This window comes from uncultured Eudoraea sp. (genome assembly GCF_947258525.1).
GTDB lineage: Bacteria > Bacteroidota > Bacteroidia > Flavobacteriales > Flavobacteriaceae > Eudoraea.
In genome coordinates this window covers 1-18,193 of record NZ_CAMYIP010000060.1, presented here as the reverse complement: position 1 = coordinate 18,193, position 18,193 = coordinate 1, and the positions used below count along the sequence as shown (strand labels likewise).

The 18,193-nt window shown below is 38.0% G+C and carries 16 protein-coding genes and 2 pseudogenes; 3 read left to right on the top strand and 15 right to left on the bottom strand.

What is annotated here, in order from left to right; genetic code table 11:
- Nucleotides 1–189: 189 nt before the first annotated feature.
- Complete coding sequence (locus tag Q0X89_RS04800; protein WP_297691670.1) at nucleotides 190–2,379, top strand: acylase; 2,190 nt, start codon at nucleotides 190–192, stop codon at nucleotides 2,377–2,379.
- 10 nt (nucleotides 2,380–2,389) lie between these two features.
- Here the strand turns inward: Q0X89_RS04800 and Q0X89_RS04795 are convergent, their stop codons facing one another.
- The 15 genes from Q0X89_RS04795 to Q0X89_RS04725 form a co-directional block, all read right to left on the bottom strand.
- On the bottom strand, nucleotides 2,390–3,037 hold the full coding sequence (locus Q0X89_RS04795) for a hypothetical protein (protein WP_297691668.1): 648 nt from the start codon (nucleotides 3,035–3,037) through the stop codon (nucleotides 2,390–2,392).
- Nucleotides 3,038–3,158: 121 nt separating this feature from the next.
- Nucleotides 3,159–3,491 (bottom strand): hypothetical protein, encoded by a 333-nt coding sequence (locus tag Q0X89_RS04790; protein ID WP_297691666.1) that lies wholly within the window; start codon nucleotides 3,489–3,491, stop codon nucleotides 3,159–3,161.
- Between the two features lie 5 nt (nucleotides 3,492–3,496).
- Entirely contained in the window at nucleotides 3,497–4,924 is a 1,428-nt protein-coding gene (locus tag Q0X89_RS04785; RefSeq protein ID WP_297691664.1) for an NADH-quinone oxidoreductase subunit N, read from the bottom strand.
- 22 nt (nucleotides 4,925–4,946) lie between these two features.
- Entirely contained in the window at nucleotides 4,947–6,434 is a 1,488-nt protein-coding gene (locus Q0X89_RS04780; protein WP_297691663.1) for a NuoM family protein, read from the bottom strand.
- A 9-nt stretch (nucleotides 6,435–6,443) separates the two neighbouring features.
- Nucleotides 6,444–8,363, bottom strand: coding sequence for an NADH-quinone oxidoreductase subunit L (gene nuoL, locus Q0X89_RS04775; protein WP_297691661.1), 1,920 nt, complete (start codon nucleotides 8,361–8,363; stop codon nucleotides 6,444–6,446).
- Between the two features lie 11 nt (nucleotides 8,364–8,374).
- On the bottom strand, nucleotides 8,375–8,692 hold the full coding sequence (gene nuoK, locus Q0X89_RS04770; RefSeq protein WP_297691659.1) for an NADH-quinone oxidoreductase subunit NuoK: 318 nt from the start codon (nucleotides 8,690–8,692) through the stop codon (nucleotides 8,375–8,377).
- Nucleotides 8,689–9,213, bottom strand: coding sequence for an NADH-quinone oxidoreductase subunit J (locus tag Q0X89_RS04765; protein WP_297691657.1), 525 nt, complete (start codon nucleotides 9,211–9,213; stop codon nucleotides 8,689–8,691). Before Q0X89_RS04765 ends, nuoK begins: the two co-directional genes overlap by 4 nt.
- Before the next feature lie 2 nt (nucleotides 9,214–9,215).
- Nucleotides 9,216–9,692 (bottom strand): 4Fe-4S binding protein, encoded by a 477-nt coding sequence (locus Q0X89_RS04760; protein WP_297691655.1) that lies wholly within the window; start codon nucleotides 9,690–9,692, stop codon nucleotides 9,216–9,218.
- A 4-nt stretch (nucleotides 9,693–9,696) separates the two neighbouring features.
- Nucleotides 9,697–10,761: an NADH-quinone oxidoreductase subunit NuoH gene (gene nuoH / locus Q0X89_RS04755; protein WP_297691653.1), complete on the bottom strand. Its 1,065-nt coding sequence runs from the start codon at nucleotides 10,759–10,761 to the stop codon at nucleotides 9,697–9,699.
- Between the two features lie 9 nt (nucleotides 10,762–10,770).
- Nucleotides 10,771–11,892 (bottom strand): NADH-quinone oxidoreductase subunit D, encoded by a 1,122-nt coding sequence (locus tag Q0X89_RS04750; RefSeq protein ID WP_297691651.1) that lies wholly within the window; start codon nucleotides 11,890–11,892, stop codon nucleotides 10,771–10,773.
- Nucleotides 11,893–11,898: 6 nt separating this feature from the next.
- Nucleotides 11,899–12,360, bottom strand: coding sequence for an NADH-quinone oxidoreductase subunit C (locus Q0X89_RS04745; protein WP_297691649.1), 462 nt, complete (start codon nucleotides 12,358–12,360; stop codon nucleotides 11,899–11,901).
- A gap of 9 nt (nucleotides 12,361–12,369) precedes the next feature.
- Nucleotides 12,370–12,951 (bottom strand): NADH-quinone oxidoreductase subunit NuoB, encoded by a 582-nt coding sequence (locus Q0X89_RS04740; protein WP_297691647.1) that lies wholly within the window; start codon nucleotides 12,949–12,951, stop codon nucleotides 12,370–12,372.
- Nucleotides 12,942–13,292, bottom strand: a complete 351-nt coding sequence (locus tag Q0X89_RS04735; RefSeq protein ID WP_297691644.1) for an NADH-quinone oxidoreductase subunit A — start codon at nucleotides 13,290–13,292, stop codon at nucleotides 12,942–12,944. Before Q0X89_RS04735 ends, Q0X89_RS04740 begins: the two co-directional genes overlap by 10 nt.
- 13 nt (nucleotides 13,293–13,305) lie before the next feature.
- On the bottom strand, nucleotides 13,306–14,319 hold the full coding sequence (locus Q0X89_RS04730) for a 2-oxoacid:ferredoxin oxidoreductase subunit beta (protein WP_297691642.1): 1,014 nt from the start codon (nucleotides 14,317–14,319) through the stop codon (nucleotides 13,306–13,308).
- Between the two features lie 2 nt (nucleotides 14,320–14,321).
- On the bottom strand, nucleotides 14,322–16,178 hold the full coding sequence (locus tag Q0X89_RS04725) for a 2-oxoacid:acceptor oxidoreductase subunit alpha (RefSeq protein WP_297691640.1): 1,857 nt from the start codon (nucleotides 16,176–16,178) through the stop codon (nucleotides 14,322–14,324).
- Nucleotides 16,179–16,342: 164 nt separating this feature from the next.
- Here Q0X89_RS04725 and Q0X89_RS04720 point away from each other — a divergent pair.
- Both Q0X89_RS04720 and Q0X89_RS04715 read left to right on the top strand, forming a co-directional pair.
- Nucleotides 16,343–16,631 (top strand): annotated as a pseudogene (locus Q0X89_RS04720) (4Fe-4S dicluster domain-containing protein).
- 297 nt (nucleotides 16,632–16,928) lie between these two features.
- Nucleotides 16,929–18,193, top strand: a pseudogene (locus tag Q0X89_RS04715) (pyruvate:ferredoxin (flavodoxin) oxidoreductase); the annotation flags it as partial.

Sequence of the window (18,193 nt, the reverse complement as noted above, 5' to 3'; positions counted from 1 at the left end):
GCATATAAGTTTTAATACTTTTAATTTCACAAATACTAAGATTTGCTCATGGAGTCAAAAGATTGTAGCAGAAACCTGCTTGAAGATAGAGATAGGCTTCATCTTATCAGGGATGTGAGGATTAAGGGGATGTTAAAAAGACTCGGACGGCTTAATATCATAAAAATATAGAGTTAATAAAGAATAGCTATGAAATTTCCGCTTATTAAATTTCTTTTTGTTCTATTTCTGGTCTTTAATAATTCCTGCAAAACGGCGCAGGGGCAATCCGAAATAGATCAATGGAAGGAACAAGCAGAAAATATAACCATTATCAGAGATGATTTTGGTGTACCTCATATTTACGGTAAAACCGATGCAGATGCTGTATTTGGACTACTATATGCCCAATGTGAAGACGATTTTAACCGGTTGGAGCAGAATTATATATGGGCAATTGGCAGATTGGCCGAAATTGAGGGGAAAAAAGCGTTATACAGCGACTTGCGCGCCAAAATGTTTATGAGCAAAGAAGAAGCCATTGCCAATTACAACAAGAGTCCTGATTGGCTAAAAAAACTCTGTGATGCTTTTGCTGATGGGATCAATTACTTTCTTTATAACCACCCTGAAGTGAAGCCCAAGCTATTAACCCGATTTGAACCCTGGATGCCAATGTATTTTAGCGAGGGCTCAATTGGGGGTGATATTGAACGAATTAGTGAGGCGAAAATACGTGCTTTTTACGAAGAAGGGAAAGCTTTGGGAATGGCTGAAGATGCTCGCTTAAAAGAGAGTAAGGAAGAATTAGAACCTCAGGGATCCAATGGTATTGCTATTTCCGGAAAATTAACTCAGAGTGGTAATGCTATGTTGCTCATAAATCCACATACTTCTTTTTATTTCAGGGGAGAAGTTCATGTGGTAAGTGAAGAAGGTCTCAATGCGTATGGCGCAGTTACCTGGGGACAGTTTTTTGTCTACCAGGGGTTTAATGAGAAAACAGGATGGATACATACCTCTACTTATACAGATGTTATGGACGAATTTGTTGAGGCATTTGAAGAAAAAGAAGAGAAACTCTATTACCTATTTGGTAAGGAAAAACGGCCTGTGATTAAAACGGAGATCGTTTTAAAATATAAGGATGAAGAAGGAATAAAAGAAGAAAAATTCCCTGTCTACCGAACACACCACGGGCCCATAACTCATATGATAAATGATTCGCCGGTGGCTTCTGCAATGATGTGGGAACCGATAAAGGCATTGGAACAATCCTTTATAAGAACAAAGCAAAAGGATTATAGTGGTTTTCGCAAGATGATGGATATCCGTACCAACTCTTCAAATAATACGGTATATGCAGATGCGGATGGGAATATTGCATATTTTCATGGGAATTTTGTGCCGGTACGTGATACCGTTTTTGATTATAGCCAACCTGTCGATGGCAGCAATCCTAAGACAGACTGGAAGGGATTACATACAGTAGATGAGAACATTCTGGTGTTAAACCCTGAAAACGGATGGATTCAAAATTGCAATTCCACTCCTTTTACGTCTGCCTTGGAATTTAGCCCAAAGCGTGAAAATTATCCAAAATACATGTCAATTGACCGTGAAAATTTTCGGGGGATTCATGCCATTCAACTGCTCAAAGGTAGAAGTGGATATACTATTGACAGCCTTATTTCATTGGCGTATGATCCGTACCTGCCGTCTTTTGCGGCATTAATTCCCGGGTTGGTTTCTGCTTATGATAAAGGTGGGACCGGATCTCCTGAACTGGCAGAGGCCATAGACATATTGCGAAATTGGGATTACAGAACTTCTGAAGAATCTGTGGCAATGACCCTGGCGCATTTCTATGGTACTTTATACGGTAAAAAAGGCATTAGACCTTACCCGATGAGCGATATGGAACTAATCTCGTATTTTGGTTCGGAATCTCCATTGGAAGAGCGGGTATTAATCTTTAAAGAGGTTGTTTCACAATTAGAAATCGATTTCGGAAAATGGGATATTCCATGGGGTGAAGTTAACAGGTATCAGCGTTTAAATGGGGATATCAGGCAGAAGTTTGATGACAATAAGCCAAGCATACCAATAGGTTTTGCATCGGGTCGTTGGGGGGCATTAGCGGCCTATGGTGCCAGATATAATAACAATACCAAAAAGATCTATGGTACAAGAGGGAATAGTTTTGTAGCAGTGGTAGAATTTGGTCCAAAAGTCAAGGCTAAAACCATTTTAGCGGGAGGTCAGAGTGGTGATCCGGAATCACCACATTTTGATGATCAGGCAATACCATATGCAAAGGTGCAATTTAAAGAAGCAGCGTATTACAAGGAAGATGTTCTTAAAAGAGCAAAAATTTCATATAAGCCCGGGAAGGAATAGGATGTATTGTTTAGTTCTTGACAACAATTAGAGAGGCTTTGGAGCCAGTAGAAAGCAACCATTGATTAGTGTGAATTAATTCACCTTTATCATCATAAACATCTACCTGGGCAGTATTTGGCCCTGAAGTTCCCTGGTTTAGAGCTTCGAAATCCAATCGGTTAAAACCTTTTTCCAGATCTATATTTATTCCTTTAAAACCTGCAGTAAGCAGGATGTTGTACTCAACTACTTCTCCATTTACATAGACCCTTACACGATCGCCATCTACATATTCATGATCTCTGCAAACTACTCCTACGAAATTACCTCCGGTTTTAACATCCCCTAAATACATATTGCCAAAGTGCTTTTTGGAATTGGTATTCTGGCGTTCACCAACTTTGGTATCCAATTTTAAATCAAAACCTGCTTGTTTCAGCTCCTTTTCAGGAAGCATTTTTACGTTCCTTGAATTTTTGGTTTCTTTAATACTGGCATTGGGGTTATTATCGAGAAGAGAAGGCATTTTCAAGGCATTACCATTATTGGGATTACTTTTTAAATCCAAATTTTTATCAGCCTCTATTTTTAAAGTCTGAGTCCTGGGAAGATCAGTTTGTGCGTTTAAACATATAACTGACAAAAGAAGTAATATAAGTAAATATTGGTGTTTCATTACCTTAATTCTACGGTGTAAAGTTAGCAAATACCTTGCCATAGGGGCTTAATTTGCTGTTAAATTCGATGAAATTAAACTTTTTGATTCGGGAAAATTATCCAATTTTCTTCCGGAAAGGCTAATTATCTTTAGGTGTTTTCCAATATTGCGGGGGGGTATTTTCTGAACGCTGTTCCCAATAATCCGGGGTGACCCTGTGTCCGTCAAAAGTTTTAAGCTTTCGCTGGTATACCCAAATAGTGGGGTTAAATACCATGTCTGTGACACCTAAAGTATATAATTGTGGTTCTTCTTCTGAAGGGCGTTTTTCTTCCTGTATGAGAACTTCAAATCCGTTGTGCTCCAGGAGTTTTTTTAGAAATTCTGCACGTTCAGCTGTTACTTTCTTTTCTACAAAAGTAACCCTTGTATCCTCAATACTACCAAATGAATGTTTACCTCCTAAACTCATAAGTATTATTTTAATGCACTACTTAAATCATAAATATAATCGTAAATAGGACTGTATATACCAAGTAATAAAATACCGAGTACTGTAATTACCAATCCAATCCTCATGTAAATTTTATTTCGGAAAAAAGGAATTGGATTCTCACCTTTACGTAAAAACATCGCCCTTACAACTAACAAATAATAATATAAAGAAATTGTAACATTCACTACTGCCAGGAATACAAGCAAGTAGAACCCTTTACTGGCTGCTGCGGTAAAAAGGAAGAATTTACCAAAAAATCCTGCCACAGGAGGAATACCGGCCAATGAAAAAAGTGCTAGCATTAGCACCAAGCTCAAGTTTGGGTTAGTTCTGTACAAACCTTCATAATCTTTTATACGCTCCTTGCCTGTTTGTAAAGAAATGGCTTGTACTACGCCAAAAGCTGCCAGATTTGAGAATATGTAAATAAGCACAAAGTATACTACTGTTGCAGTTCCCAATTTTGAACCTTCAATTAACCCCAATAAAATAAAACCTGCCTGAGCTATAGATGAAAATGCCAGGAAACGCTTCATATTCTGTTGTCTTAAAGCGAATAGGTTACCGATAAACATTGTTGCGACAGCAATAACATAAATCACGTTTTCCCAAATATCGACCAATGGTCTTAAAACGGTAAATAATAAGATCATTAAAATGAAAACGGCACCACCTTTTGATATGACCGATAGATAAGAGGCAATACTTATAGGGGCTCCTTCATAAACATCAGCAGTCCAGAAATGAAATGGCACCAGAGAAATTTTAAAACTTATTCCGGCGAACAATAGTACCATCCCCAGAAGAGTCAGATTGGTTGAAGAGAGTACCTGGACAATTTCACTGAAATAAATAGAGCCGGTAGAGGCATAAAGCATCGAAATACCGAATAGTGAAACCCCGGAAGCAAGAGCGGAGGATAATATTAATTTGATCCCTGATTCACTTGAAATTCTTTTCATTGTCTCATAAGCAGCAAGGGCGGCTAACGGGAGTGTGGATAATTCGAGCCCTAAATAAAACATTAGAAAATCTCCTGCTGATATCATAAAATAGATACCTAACAAAGAAGAGAACAACAAAATAAAGAATTCAGATCCTTTATTCTGATTTACTATTTTTTCCTGTACCCAATCCGCCGACTGAAGCAATAGTATAAGGACACCAATGTTCAATACATTCTTGAAAAAATGAATCAGGTGGTTGGTACGAAACATTCCACCAAACAACGAACTTTCATCAATCTCAAAAAAACCAACAATGGCATGCATACCAAACAAAAATAAAGCAAGGTGTACAATGCTAACTTTTTTCTCTTTAGGGATAAAAATCTCGGCTATAACAAGGAGCAGGATAATTACCAGTAAAGCAATTTCTTGTCTCATTAATAAAAAGCTGCTAAAATTCATTTTTGGTTATTTATTATTCAGATTATAAAACTCCTTTTAAAAATGGATCCAGACTTTTGAGGATCAATTCACTTAACCACAATGGTGCAACACCAATTGCTATTATGGGTAATAGGAGTAATAAAATACCTAGTTTTTCATACCATCGTACTCTTTCAAGATTAAGGTAGGCCTCATTATTTACAGGACCCATCAACATAATACCCACAACACGCAATATATATACAGCTGTTACAACAATGGCCGAGACTGCAATCACGGTTCCAATTCTATAAAAGATGTTATCATTTTCAAACGCACCCACAAAAATGTTCATTTCAGCCACAAAGCCACTAAAACCAGGTAATCCCAATGAAGCAAGACCTGCAATAACATAGACTGCAGAAATAAAAGGTATTACTTTGAGTAAGCCTCCAAGTTTGGTAACATCACGAGTGTGTGTCCTCCCATAGATCATGCCTATTAAAGCAAAGAAAAGTGCTGTCATAAAACCATGCGAGAGCGATTGCAGAATAGCCCCATTCCAGGCTGTTTTATTCAACATAAGTAATGCAAAAAGCACTAAGCCCAAATGACTCACCGAAGAATAGGCATTGATATACTTTAAATCTGTTTGTTTAATAGCTGCAAATGCTCCATAGATGACCCCAAAAGCAGACAGAATAATAAAAAACCAGGACCAGTGTAATGCTCCTTCTGGTAATAAATAGATAGCTACTCTAAACACACCATAGCCACCCAGTTTCATTAATACCCCGGCGTGCAACATGGAAACAGCCGTAGGGGCTGAAGCATGACCATCCGGAGACCAGGTATGAAAAGGAAATAAAGCCCCAATGACGGCAAAACCTATAAAGGTTATAGGAAAGAACAATCTTTGTACTTCAAAAGGAATGTTCACTTTAGCTATTTCAAGGATGTCAAATGTTAATGCACCGCCGTCTGCATCAGAGTTAAAGTAAATGCCTAATATCCCAACCAGAAGAACAGCTGAGGCGCCCATAAGCATCAGGGTTAATTTCATTGCAGAAAATTCTCTTGGGCCGGTACCCCAAATACCTATCAATAAATACATTGGGATAACCGCGATCTCGAAGAATACAAACATTGTAAAGAGGTCAATAGAAATAAAGAAGCCATATACACCAATAGAAAGTACAATTAGTGAAATGAAAAACTCCTTAGGTAAATCTTCCATTTTCCATGAAATAAAGACTCCTGCCAGCACAACAATGGCCGTCAATACTAAGAGAGCCACAGAAATACCATCAACCCCAATATTGTAATGAATATTAAAGTTTTTAAACCAAACAACATCTTTAATAAAAACCATGATGGCGTCATTGGTCTTTATCTCTTTGAGGTACGCAAAAATTAAATTAATTGCCATTCCCAGCTGCACAAGACTACCCGCCAATGCAACCAATCTGGCTTGTTTTAGATTTTTGGTAAAAACCAATACCAGGACCGTTAATACCGGTAGGACAATAAAAAGGGATAAAATATCCATATTATATATTTAATTCAGCCATAAATAGATACAAATAATAGCGAGCACCACTGCTCCTGCAATAAATGCCAAGGCATAATCCTGAACTTTACCGGACTGCATACCTTTAATTTTTTCCGACGTATTAACGGTTTGATTTCCAATGCCAACCATCGTCCCATCCACGTATTTTTTATCAAATATTGCTGCAGTCCTGGCGAAAACATTAAACAATATTTTTTTGGTTACGAAAAGGTATAATTCATCGAAATAAAATTTATGATAGGCCCAGGTGTAGAATGCTCCGAATCTGCTGGCAAATTTATCTGCGAGTTCGTTTTCTTTTTTATAGAAGATCCAGGAAAGACCAATTCCAAGTAACCCGGCAAAAACTGCAATTGCGGCTAATGGATAATTCATATGAGTTTCAAACCCTGCTTTATCCGGACTTATAAATTCACTAAATGGTATAAACCCACCAACTATACTTAAAAATGCCAAAATCAAAAGTGGCGCAGTCATAGATCCGGGGGATTCATGGGGTTTATCCTTATAATTACTTTCTTTGCCCCAAAATATTCCAAAGTAAATTCTAAAAATATAAAAGGCCGTAAGTCCTGCAACGAATAAACCAATTACATATAGGAACAGACTATGTTCAAAGGCCGCGACAAGAATTTCATCCTTACTCCAAAATCCGGCTAAGGGAGGTACACCGGCGATCGCAAGTGCGGCTATTAAAAATGTAATATTGGTAATGGGCATATGTTTACGCAATCCACCCATGTCTTTCAGGAAATTACTGTGAATAGCATGAATTACTGAACCGGCGCATAAAAACAATAATGCCTTAAACATGGCATGTGTAAACAGATGAAACATAGATGACATAAAACCCAGGCCTTCATGGCCTTCATATCCTGAAACACCAAGAGCAAGCATCATATAGCCTAATTGAGACATAGTTGAAAAGGCTAATACTCTTTTGATGTCTGTTTGAGTAATGGCAATTACTGCAGCAAAAAGAGCAGTAAATGCCCCCACAAAAGCAACAATATTTAAGGCAAAGCCATCTTCTATGAAATAGTACATTGGGAATAAGCGAGCTACAAGGTAAACACCTGCGACTACCATGGTGGCAGCATGTATTAATGCTGAAACCGGGGTAGGTCCTTCCATAGCATCCGGCAACCAAATATGTAATGGGAACATGGCCGATTTTCCCGCCCCTCCAATGAAGACTAATATTAGTGCCCAGGTTAGCGCAGATAGTCCCATAAAGGACGTAGACGCCCAATTTAATATGCTTGTTCCCTCAGGGTTATTCAATGTTTCAAAATCATATGTACCTGTGTAATATCCTATTATAAGAATACCAATAAGAAAACCCAGATCTGCAAAACGAGTAACAATGAAGGCTTTTTTGGCAGCAGCAACAGCAGATTCTTTTGTATAATAATAACCTATTAGCAAATAGGAGGAGACCCCAACCAATTCCCAGAAAATATAAATCTGGAATAAATTGGTTGCTAATACTAAACCATACATGGAAAATGTGAAAAGTGACAGAAAAGCAAAATATTTGGTGTATCCCGGATCACCCTTCATATATCCCCGGCTATAAATATGAACCATTAAAGATATAACAGAGACTACTATAAGCATCATTATAGCAATAGGGTCTATAAGGATTCCCATATCAATTCGCAGGCTATCTGTAAAGTTCATCCAAACTGTTTTTTCAACAATAGTCTGATAAACTCCCTCGGTTTTACCGATTACTATAAAGTACGTATAAGCTGCATAAAATGCCAGGCTGGAAGAGATGAGCAAACCAAAAACACCTATATATCCTGAGATAGCAGGTTTGATTTTTTTATAAAAAAGTCCAAGGACCAAAAATACTACCAGAGGAATTAAGGGAATTAAAATGATGAGATTCAGATTCATACCAGGTTGTATTAGTATTTCATAGTTTCAATATCCTTGACTTCCACTGAACTGATTTGCCTGTACAGATTAATAATAATTGAAACTGCAAGAGCTGTTTCTGCAGCTGCAACGGCAATAATAAAAATTGAAAAATAAACCCCCTGAAGGGCTTCAGGAAACAAATATTTATTGATGATCACAAAATTTACTACTGAAGCATTCAGAATTAATTCAACAGAAATTAAAATTGAGATCAGATTAGTTCTTGTTATGAAACCATATACACCTATAAAAAATAATATTGAAGTAACGGTTAGAATTTCATATATGCTTATTCCTGGTATCATTGTGATTGGTTATTGTTCTCGGTTAATTTTTTTCCTTTGGCAATTACTATGGCTCCTATCATTGCCGCTAACAGGAGTACACTAATTACTTCGAATGGTAGAATAAAGCCACCGGATCCATAGCTTAGTAATCCGGCACCTATATCTGCAGTGCTGGTGGTTAAAGAGTTATTGATTACCTTAAAATCATAGGAGTAAATTACTGTTAAAAAAACGCCCAATCCTACTAAACAAGCTAAGGCTGTCACTATCTTTTTAGATGCCTTGGCCATTTCTAACTCCATTTCAATATGATGTACCAATAACACTGAAAATATGATAAGTACAACAATTCCACCGGCGTAAACTGTGAGTTGAATAGCAGCAAGAAAATTATAATCTACCAAAAAGAATATCCCGGCTATACTGATTAAAACAAAAGAAAGATAAACCACGGAACGAAGCATTTTTCTACTTGTTACAGAAGCTATCCCAAATGCGATGATTACTGCTGCCAGGCAATAAAAAATAATTCTCTCCATACTTAATCTTCTACACCGGCCTGTAATTTGGATCCCGGTTCGTTTAAAACTCTAGTTAAGGCAGTTCTGTCGTAAACAGAATTTTCAAAATTCTGACCCCATTTAATAGCATCTGTAGGGCAGACATCTATACAAAGTCCGCACATGGTACACATACTCAAATGATATACGAACTTGTCTATTTTTTTCTTCTTTTTACCTGTATTTTCGTCAATGCCTCTATCCCAAATTATCTCAATGGTACCATTTGGGCATGCGATTTCACATTTTTGACAGCCCGTACATCGATGTTCATTATTTTCATTATGAGGCATGATAACCTCGCCGCGAAAACGATCAAACATTTTGAGTGTTTCTCTATTATCCGGATACTGTTGTGTAATTGCGCCTTTCTTTGAGGTTACAAAATACTTTCCCGTAACACTCATTCCGGTAAGCAAGGTTTTTATTCCTTTATAGATATCTGAAAAATAACTCATAATATTAAAAACTAATGGTTAAATTATGCCAAACCAGTAAGGCCATTATTACAATATTTGCCAGGTTTAAGGGTAATAGATACTTCCATTCTAATGTAAGCAGTTGATCTACTCTTAGCCTGGGGAACGTCCACCTAAACCACATCATTAAAAAAACCAGTATTAGAGCTTTTAGCAAAAACCAAAATACGCCCAATACCGGGATAGATTCTGTTATTCCAAAAGGAGATAACCAGGCACCGAAAAAAACGGTGGTGGCAATGGCTGCAATAATGAACATATTAATAAATTCGGCTAAAAAGAAATAGGCAAATTTCATTCCTGAGTACTCTGTATGGAAGCCGGCTCCAAGTTCTGATTCGGCTTCTACCATATCAAAAGGAGCCCTATTTGTTTCAGCAGTGCCTGCAATCATATATATCATAAAGGCTATAATTGCAGGGATATGCCCCTGAACAATTAGCCAACCTGATTTTTGGACTTCCACAATCTCGGAAAGTTGCAAGCTTCCTGTTATTAAAACCATAGTAAGCAGTGACAAGCCAATTGAAAGTTCATAGCTGATGGTTTGCACCCCACTTCGCATTGCACCTATCATTGCAAATTTATTGTTAGAACTCCATCCACCTAATAAAATTCCAATAACTCCTATAGATGAAACTGCAATCAAAAAAAAGATTCCAATATTAATGTCGAATGCCTGGAATTCTTGTGTAAACGGAAAGACACTCAGTGCCATTAAGGAAGAAATGATTACAAAATACGGTGCTAAATTATATAAGAATTTATCTGCCTTATCCGTACCTGTTAACTCTTTTGAAAGTAGCTTTATAGCATCGGCCATTGTCTGTAATAAACCCTGGAAACCAACACGATTAGGTCCTATTCTTAATTGAAACCAGGCGGCGACACGTCTTTCGAGTAATACAAGAAATAAACCGGCAACAGCAAAAATTCCCAGATAAACAAGCGCAATTAATACCATCTCAGCATACATTGCTGCCGTCTCTGGCATAATGCTATAGAGCCAATCATGTATAGTTTTTGTGATACTTAAAGCAATATTCATATCATAATTTTATCTATCTATATCGGGTATTACTAGATCAAGCGTTGCCATTGTAGCAACCAGGTCACCTATTTTACCTCCAACTGCAATATGATTAAGCAACGAAAGGTTTGAAAATCCTGGGGATCTGAATTTAAGCCGATATGGACTTTTTAATCCAGTACTTATTATATAGACTCCTAATTCTCCTCGTGCTGTTTCAACTTTCTGGAAATATTCCCCTTTTGGTAATTTTATTACCGCCTTTGTGGGCACTCTGTATTCCCCTTCAGGGATGTTGTCTATTAATTGCTCCACAATTGACAAGGATTCCCACATCTCCTGAATCCTTACCAAATAGCGGGCATAAGTATCTCCCTCTGTTCTCAGCGCTTCCTTAAAAGTGACTTTATCCAGAGCACTGTAAGGATGGTGTTTTCTAACATCACACGAATAACCCGAAGCCCGGCCCACAGGGCCGGAAGCCCCGTATGATATGGCATCTTCTTTACTAAGGATACCTACGCCTTTAGTTCTTTTTTGAAAAATGACATTATCTGTTAACAGACGATCATATTCCGGAAGTTTGGTTTTAAAATGCGCTATAAATTCTTTTACGCGTTTTACAAAATTTGGATGAATATCAAACATTAGCCCTCCCGGGACATTATAATTCATCGTCAGGCGTGCTCCACAGGTTTCTTCAAATATATCATTGAGGAGTTCCCTGTCTCTAAAGCCGTAAAAATAGGTAGTTAAAGCACCAACGTCCATTCCCATAACCCCCCACCATAAGCAATGTGAGGATATCCTGGTAAGTTCTCCAATAATAGTTCTGATTACTTTAACCCGCTCAGGAATTTCGAGTTGTAAGGCGTTTTCCACCGTAAGGCAAACGGCTTCATTATTGATGTTAGCCGACAAATAATCCATCCTATCTGTTAAGTGAACTATTTGCTGATAACTATCGCGTTCACACATTTTTTCAATAGAACGATGAATATAACCCAGATCCGGTTCAACTTTTTTTATAATTTCACCATCTATTGTAAGCAAAAGTCTTAGAACACCATGTGTCGCAGGGTGCTGCGGTCCCATGTTTATGAAGTATTCTTCAGATTTAAAGTTACTATTCAGGGTGACTGTCTCCATGCTTGATTATTTGATAATCATATTAATATTGTCTTCATAATCTTTTCGCAAAGGGAAACCATCCCAATCATCTGTTAAGAAAAGGCGCTTTAGGTTGGGATGGTTATTAAATTTTATTCCGAAAAAATCATATACCTCACGTTCGTGAAACTCAGCAGTTGCCCAAATATCATAGACAGAGTCTACAACCGGATTTTCTCTTTCTGCTGTTTGTGTTTTTACCACAAGGCTGTGTCTGAAATTTGTAGATTCCAAATGGTAAACAACACCCAGTTCTTCACCCCAATCCACACCAGTTAAGCAAAACAAATAATCAAAACTGGTCTGATCATCATGTTTTAATTTGAACATTACAGCATGCAATTCTTCTATTGGAACTGTTACATTCAGGTATTGGGAACCTTCTTCATTAAATTCAAGATTTGGGCTCCAACTACCAATTAATTCCTGTAAGCTTTCGTTAGTCATCTATTCTATTTATAAACCTTCATCAAACCCTTCAATAGGATTCTTTTTATGTTTCATATTTTCTGTCCTTATTTTGTCCTGCAGCATAAGCATGCCTTCCAACAGTGCTTCAGGTCTGGGAGGACACCCGGGGACATATACATCAACAGGAATAACATGGTCTGCTCCTTTTACAACTGAATAAGTATTGTAGAAAAATGGACCTCCGGAAATAGCGCAGGCCCCCATGGCAATGACATATCTTGGCTCAGCCATCTGATCATATAAGCGTCGGAGTACCGGTGCCATTTTGTTTACTATTGTCCCTGCTATTATTATCAAATCGGCTTGTCTGGGTGAAGGTCTGGCTACTTCAAATCCAAACCTGGAATAATCATGGCGTGCCGCACCAGTCTGCATCATTTCAATGGCACAACAACTCGTTCCAAAATATAGGGACCACAGAGAATTAGATCTACCCCAGTTTATTATTTTATCTAATGATGTAACGATAACATTGGCACCGTTACCTGCCGGGATTACTTTACCGGGAAAGTCTTCAGGAACTTTACCAGGTTGACCCATTGGTCCGTTTTCTTGATCTATTCCCATCTTAATGCTCCTTTTTTCCATGCGTACAGCAGGCCTAAACCTAAAATGACAAGGAAGATTAGTATTTCAATAAATGCAATTGCTCCAATATCTTTAAACACTACAGACCAAGGCACCAAAAAGGCAACTTCAACGTCAAAAATCAAAAATAAAATAGCAAATAAATAGTATCCTACCTTAAACTGAACCCAGGTTGGCCCAATAGTAGTCATTCCACTCTCGTAAGGTTCTCTTTTCTGAGGATTATCTGACTTGTGTGAAATTAGATTGGATAAAAAATTTGCCCCAGCAACCAGGACAATTCCGGCAAGAAAAAATACAATGATGGCTTCAGAACCCATACGCTACTTTATATTATTTAACTTCATAAGTTTCCCCGGAAAAGAACAGATCATCCGTTTTGGTAAAACTGGAACCGGCTTTAACCTCGGCCGTCAATTGATCAACCCGTTCTTCGAAAGTAACATCTGGAAAACTTCTGATGATACCTGTAACCAATGGATATTCTGACCTTACCAACATTTGATGTAAGGTTGGGTCTTGTTCCTCCGCATCATGAACCAGCAAATCTGCCTCGGTAATTCCATTTTCTCCCAAGGTTACTACTTCTAATTTTAATCCGTTTAAAACCAAGCCTTTATCCTTTTCTTTCCCAAATATCATAGGTTTTCCGTGTTCAACAAATAATTGTTTGTCTTCTCGCACAGCCTTATCTGTATATTTTGAGAAACATCCATCATTAAAAATCGGACAATTTTGAAGAACTTCGATTAAAGATGTGCCCTTAAATTTTTCAGATTTAATAAAAATGTCTGTCATTTCTTTTGGGGTGTTTCCACCAATTCTTGCAAAAAATCGAGCTTGAGCACCAATGGCCAACTCGCCAGGTAAAAATGGTGGTTGCGTATTGCCATAAGGAGAAGATTTAGTCTTTTGACCAACCAATGAAGTTGGGGAAAATTGTCCTTTGGTTAATCCGTAGATTTCATTATTGAACAAAACAATATTCAAATCAAGATTTCGTCTTAAAACATGAATAAAATGATTGCCTCCTATTGCCATTGAATCGCCATCACCGGTTATGATCCATACACTGAGATCAGGGTTGGCAAGTTTTACACCAGAAGCTATTGCCGGGGCCCTTCCATGTATGCTGTGCATGCCATAGGTGTCCATATAATATGGAAAACGGGAAGAACATCCTATTCCGGAAATAAATACTACATCTTCTTTTTTAAGTCCCATTTCGGGAAGTGCTTTTTGCATGGAACGGAGAATAACGTAGTCATCACAACCCGGGCACCACCTTACTTCCTGATCACTGGCAAAATCTTTAAATGTATATTTCTTAGTTGCTGTTGTCTCCATTTCTATTTCATTATTTTTTTAAACTCTTCTATAAGTTCGCTATTGCCAAAAGGCAATCCTTGTACCTTGTTATACTGTAAAAAGTCAAAGCCATGAAAATTTGCTCGTAAAACCGATGCAAACTGCCCTGTATTTAGTTCACATACTACAATTCGCTTAAACCTTTTTAAAACCTCTTCTGTGTTCTTTGGTAAAGGATTTATATAGTTAAAATGTGCGAGTCCAACAGATGAATAGCCATCATTCCTTATTTCTTTTACGGAAGAATAAAGGGAGCCATAGGTGCCTCCCCATCCAATTACCAGTAAATCACCTTCATCGGCGAATGCTGTTTTAAGCTCTGGAATATAATTTTCTACTCTTTTAACTTTTTCGGCCCTCACATTGGTCATATGTTCATGATTTTCAGGATCATAAGAAACCTGCCCGGTCACTTTATCTTTTTCAAGGCCTCCTACCCGGTGTTCTAATCCAAATGTTCCGGGAATTGCCCAGTCACGTGCCAGAGATTCTCTATCCCTGTCATAAGGATTCCAAGTTTCTTTCGCTTCTTTAATAAGTCTGGTTTTTATTTCTGGCATTTCAGATACAGTTTGTATTTTCCATGGGGCAGAACCATTCGCAATATAGCCGTCTGTAAGTAATATTACCGGAGTCATGTGTTCAATAGCCAGTTTTGCAGCTTCATAGGCATAGTTAAAACAATTAGATGGTGTACTGGCGGCCAAAATAATTACAGGACTTTCACCATTTCTGCCATATAGCGCCTGAAGTAAATCTGACTGTTCTGTTTTAGTAGGTAAACCTGTAGACGGGCCACCTCTTTGAACATCAACAACTACGAGTGGCAATTCTAGTATCATAGCAAGACCTAAGGCTTCTCCTTTTAAAGCCAAACCGGGTCCTGAAGTTGTAGTGATAGCTAAATCACCGGCAAAGGCGGCACCAATTGCGGAGGTGATGCCGGCTATTTCATCTTCAGCTTGTAAAGCCTTTACACCAAAGTGTTTGTGTTTAACCAGTTCATGGAGAATATCTGAGGCCGGTGTAATAGGATATGAACCCAAAAATAGCTCCAGACCTGATTTTTCTGCGGCCGCAAGAAACCCCCAGGCAGTTGCCGTATTACCCATGACTATTCTGTAAGTACCCGGGGCCATTTTAGCCGGAGCAACCGTATAAGAGTTAGGAATTAATTCTAAGGTTTCTGCAAAATAAAAACCCGCATTTAAAACCTTTGTGTTCGCTTCAATTAATTCTGGTTTTGTCTTAAATTTTTTATTGAAAAAATCTATTGTATGTTCTGTAGATCGGTTATACATCCAATATACCATGCCCAGTGCAAACATATTTTTGCTTCTGGTGATACTTTTATTATCCAAACCTTCAACCTCTTTTAATGCTTCTTTGGTAAGTGAAGTCATCCTAACTTCTATCACATGATAGTTTTCCAAACTACCATCTTCTAAAGGATTAGACTCGTATTGTGCTTTTTCCAAATTCTTTTTGGTAAAAGCATCGGTATCTACAATTACCGAGTGGCCCGGTTTTAATGCATGCAAATTAGTCTTAAGCCCTGCAGGATTCATGGCAACCAAAAGGTCTACATTTTCACCGGGAGTACTTACCTCTACGCTGCCAATATGCACCTGGAAGCCAGATACGCCATATAGGCTTCCCTGCGGGGCCCTGATTTCTGCAGGGTAATTAGGAAATGTGGCAACATCGTTACCAAACATAGCAGAGGTGTCCGAAAATTGTGTTCCGGTTAGTTGCATACCATCCCCTGAATCACCCACAAACCTTACTATCACCGCTTCCAGTGTTTCTTTAGGTTGTTTTGTTTTTGTAGCAATCATCGATACGTGTTTATTTTTTACTTATTTTTATATTAAATGTCGTTTGATAAAAATATTGTTGCCAAATATAAATTGGAGGTTTAAAAAGAAATATGACTTTTATCATTAGATAGATATTTGTAGTACATTAAATTTACGGACAATTATTTCAAAAACATATTATTATGGCTATTATCATAACAGATGAATGCATTAACTGTGATGCTTGCGTTTCAGAATGCCCGAATAATGCAATATATGAACCAGATCAGGGTTGATGCCGATGCGGAAAATGAACCAGTTTCAGACGAGTTCTATTTTATAGTTACCGATAAATGTACAGAATGCAAAGGTTTTCATGATGAACCTCAATGCGCTGCTGTTTGTCCGGTAGATTGTTGTGTACCCGATGAGGATCACGTTGAAACTGAGGAAGAATTATTGGCTAAAAAGGTTTGGATGCACGGCGAATAAACTTATAGTTACATAAATGATTAAAAATACGCCCGGTTTTAAACTGAATCGGGCGTATTTACATATGGTTTTGCATATCATTTTAAATAGCTCAGGTACTTTCTATTGAGATAGGGTATATTCTAATCTGCTTCATGTTGGAGTTGAATACCTGACATTTGTCATAGTATGACTGCGGTAATGGCTCTAAATTTATCGAAAATTAAGAATTTATATACTTGCAGTTCTTGGAATAAGAAGTCTTTTAATAGCCCTTATTAGTTATAAACTGCCAGTTTCTTTAATAATAAAATAGTCATGAAGAAAAAATTTCCAAAGCTGATTTGCGATGCAAATGAGGCTGTAGCACGAATTGCTCACAAAACGAATGAAGTATGTGCAATTTACCCCATAACTCCTGCCTCACCGATGGGAGAACATGTAGATGTCTATAGTTCTCAAGGGCAAAAGAATATTTGGGGTAATATACCCCGTATAGTTGAAATGCAGAGCGAAGGTGGTGCATCAGGAGCTGTACATGGTGCCTTACAGGCGGGGGCGCTAACTACAACCTTTACTGCTTCACAGGGCTTGCTTCTCATGATCCCTAATATGTATAAAATTGCCGGGGAATTATTACCTTCTGTGATACATGTGGCCGCTAGAACAGTCGCAACTCATGCACTATCCATTTTTGGAGATCACTCAGATGTGATGGCAACAAGACAAACAGGTTTCTCTATGCTGTTTGGCGGGTCTGTTCAGGAAGCAATGGACTTTGCATTAATTTCTCAGGTGGCTGCTTTACGCACGAGAGTTCCTTTTTTGAATGTATTTGATGGTTTTAGGACTTCACATGAAATCTCTAAGATTGATGCAATTCCGGATGATATCATTGAAGCAATGATGCCTGAGGATAAGATCATGGAACATAAAAAGAGATCCTTAGATCCGGATCATCCTGTTATAAGAGGAACATCTCAGAATCCTGATGTTTTTTTCCAGGCTAGAGAAGCATCAAATCCTTTCTATGAGAAAGTGCCTGGCGTTGTACAGGAAGTAATGGATGATTTTTATAAACATACTGGCAGAAGATATAGCCTGTTTTATTATTTAGGGCATCCTGAGGCCGAGCGTGTTATCGTAATTATGGGATCTGGTCAAGGTGCAGTTCGGGAAGCCGTTGAAGCCATGGTAAATAATGATGAGAAAGTTGGGGTGGTATTTGTTCGCTTATACAGACCATTTTCTGTTTCTCATTTTATAGATAGTCTACCTAATTCCGTAAAGAAAATTGCAGTTTTAGACAGGACTAAAGAACCGGGAAGTACAGGGGAACCTTTGTATCAGGATGTAATAACCTCCCTTGCAGAGAGCGATAGAACTATAGCTGTTGTTGGCGGCAGATATGGGTTGTCATCTAAGGAGTTCACACCTCAGATGGTCAGCGGGGTATTTAATGAACTCACCAAGGAGAAACCGAAAAATCATTTTACTGTAGGTATTAATGACGATATATCTCATACAAGCCTGGATTCTGATCCTGATTTTAAAGTAAGAAGTACAACAATAAATTGTATGTT

Bases quoted from the DNA above. Each gene is read 5' to 3' on its own strand.
- Q0X89_RS04800 (WP_297691670.1), top strand. From the start codon at position 190: ATGAAATTTCCGCTTATTAAATTTCTTTTTGTTCTATTTCTGGTCTTT.
- Q0X89_RS04795 (WP_297691668.1), bottom strand. From the start codon at position 3,037: ATGAAACACCAATATTTACTTATATTACTTCTTTTGTCAGTTATATGT.
- Q0X89_RS04790 (WP_297691666.1), bottom strand. From the start codon at position 3,491: ATGAGTTTAGGAGGTAAACATTCATTTGGTAGTATTGAGGATACAAGG.
- Q0X89_RS04785 (WP_297691664.1), bottom strand. From the start codon at position 4,924: ATGAATTTTAGCAGCTTTTTATTAATGAGACAAGAAATTGCTTTACTG.
- Q0X89_RS04780 (WP_297691663.1), bottom strand. From the start codon at position 6,434: ATGGATATTTTATCCCTTTTTATTGTCCTACCGGTATTAACGGTCCTG.
- nuoL (WP_297691661.1), bottom strand. From the start codon at position 8,363: ATGAATCTGAATCTCATCATTTTAATTCCCTTAATTCCTCTGGTAGTA.
- nuoK (WP_297691659.1), bottom strand. From the start codon at position 8,692: ATGATACCAGGAATAAGCATATATGAAATTCTAACCGTTACTTCAATA.
- Q0X89_RS04765 (WP_297691657.1), bottom strand. From the start codon at position 9,213: ATGGAGAGAATTATTTTTTATTGCCTGGCAGCAGTAATCATCGCATTT.
- Q0X89_RS04760 (WP_297691655.1), bottom strand. From the start codon at position 9,692: ATGAGTTATTTTTCAGATATCTATAAAGGAATAAAAACCTTGCTTACC.
- nuoH (WP_297691653.1), bottom strand. From the start codon at position 10,761: ATGAATATTGCTTTAAGTATCACAAAAACTATACATGATTGGCTCTAT.
- Q0X89_RS04750 (WP_297691651.1), bottom strand. From the start codon at position 11,892: ATGGAGACAGTCACCCTGAATAGTAACTTTAAATCTGAAGAATACTTC.
- Q0X89_RS04745 (WP_297691649.1), bottom strand. From the start codon at position 12,360: ATGACTAACGAAAGCTTACAGGAATTAATTGGTAGTTGGAGCCCAAAT.
- Q0X89_RS04740 (WP_297691647.1), bottom strand. From the start codon at position 12,951: ATGGGAATAGATCAAGAAAACGGACCAATGGGTCAACCTGGTAAAGTT.
- Q0X89_RS04735 (WP_297691644.1), bottom strand. From the start codon at position 13,292: ATGGGTTCTGAAGCCATCATTGTATTTTTTCTTGCCGGAATTGTCCTG.
- Q0X89_RS04730 (WP_297691642.1), bottom strand. From the start codon at position 14,319: ATGGAGACAACAGCAACTAAGAAATATACATTTAAAGATTTTGCCAGT.
- Q0X89_RS04725 (WP_297691640.1), bottom strand. From the start codon at position 16,178: ATGATTGCTACAAAAACAAAACAACCTAAAGAAACACTGGAAGCGGTG.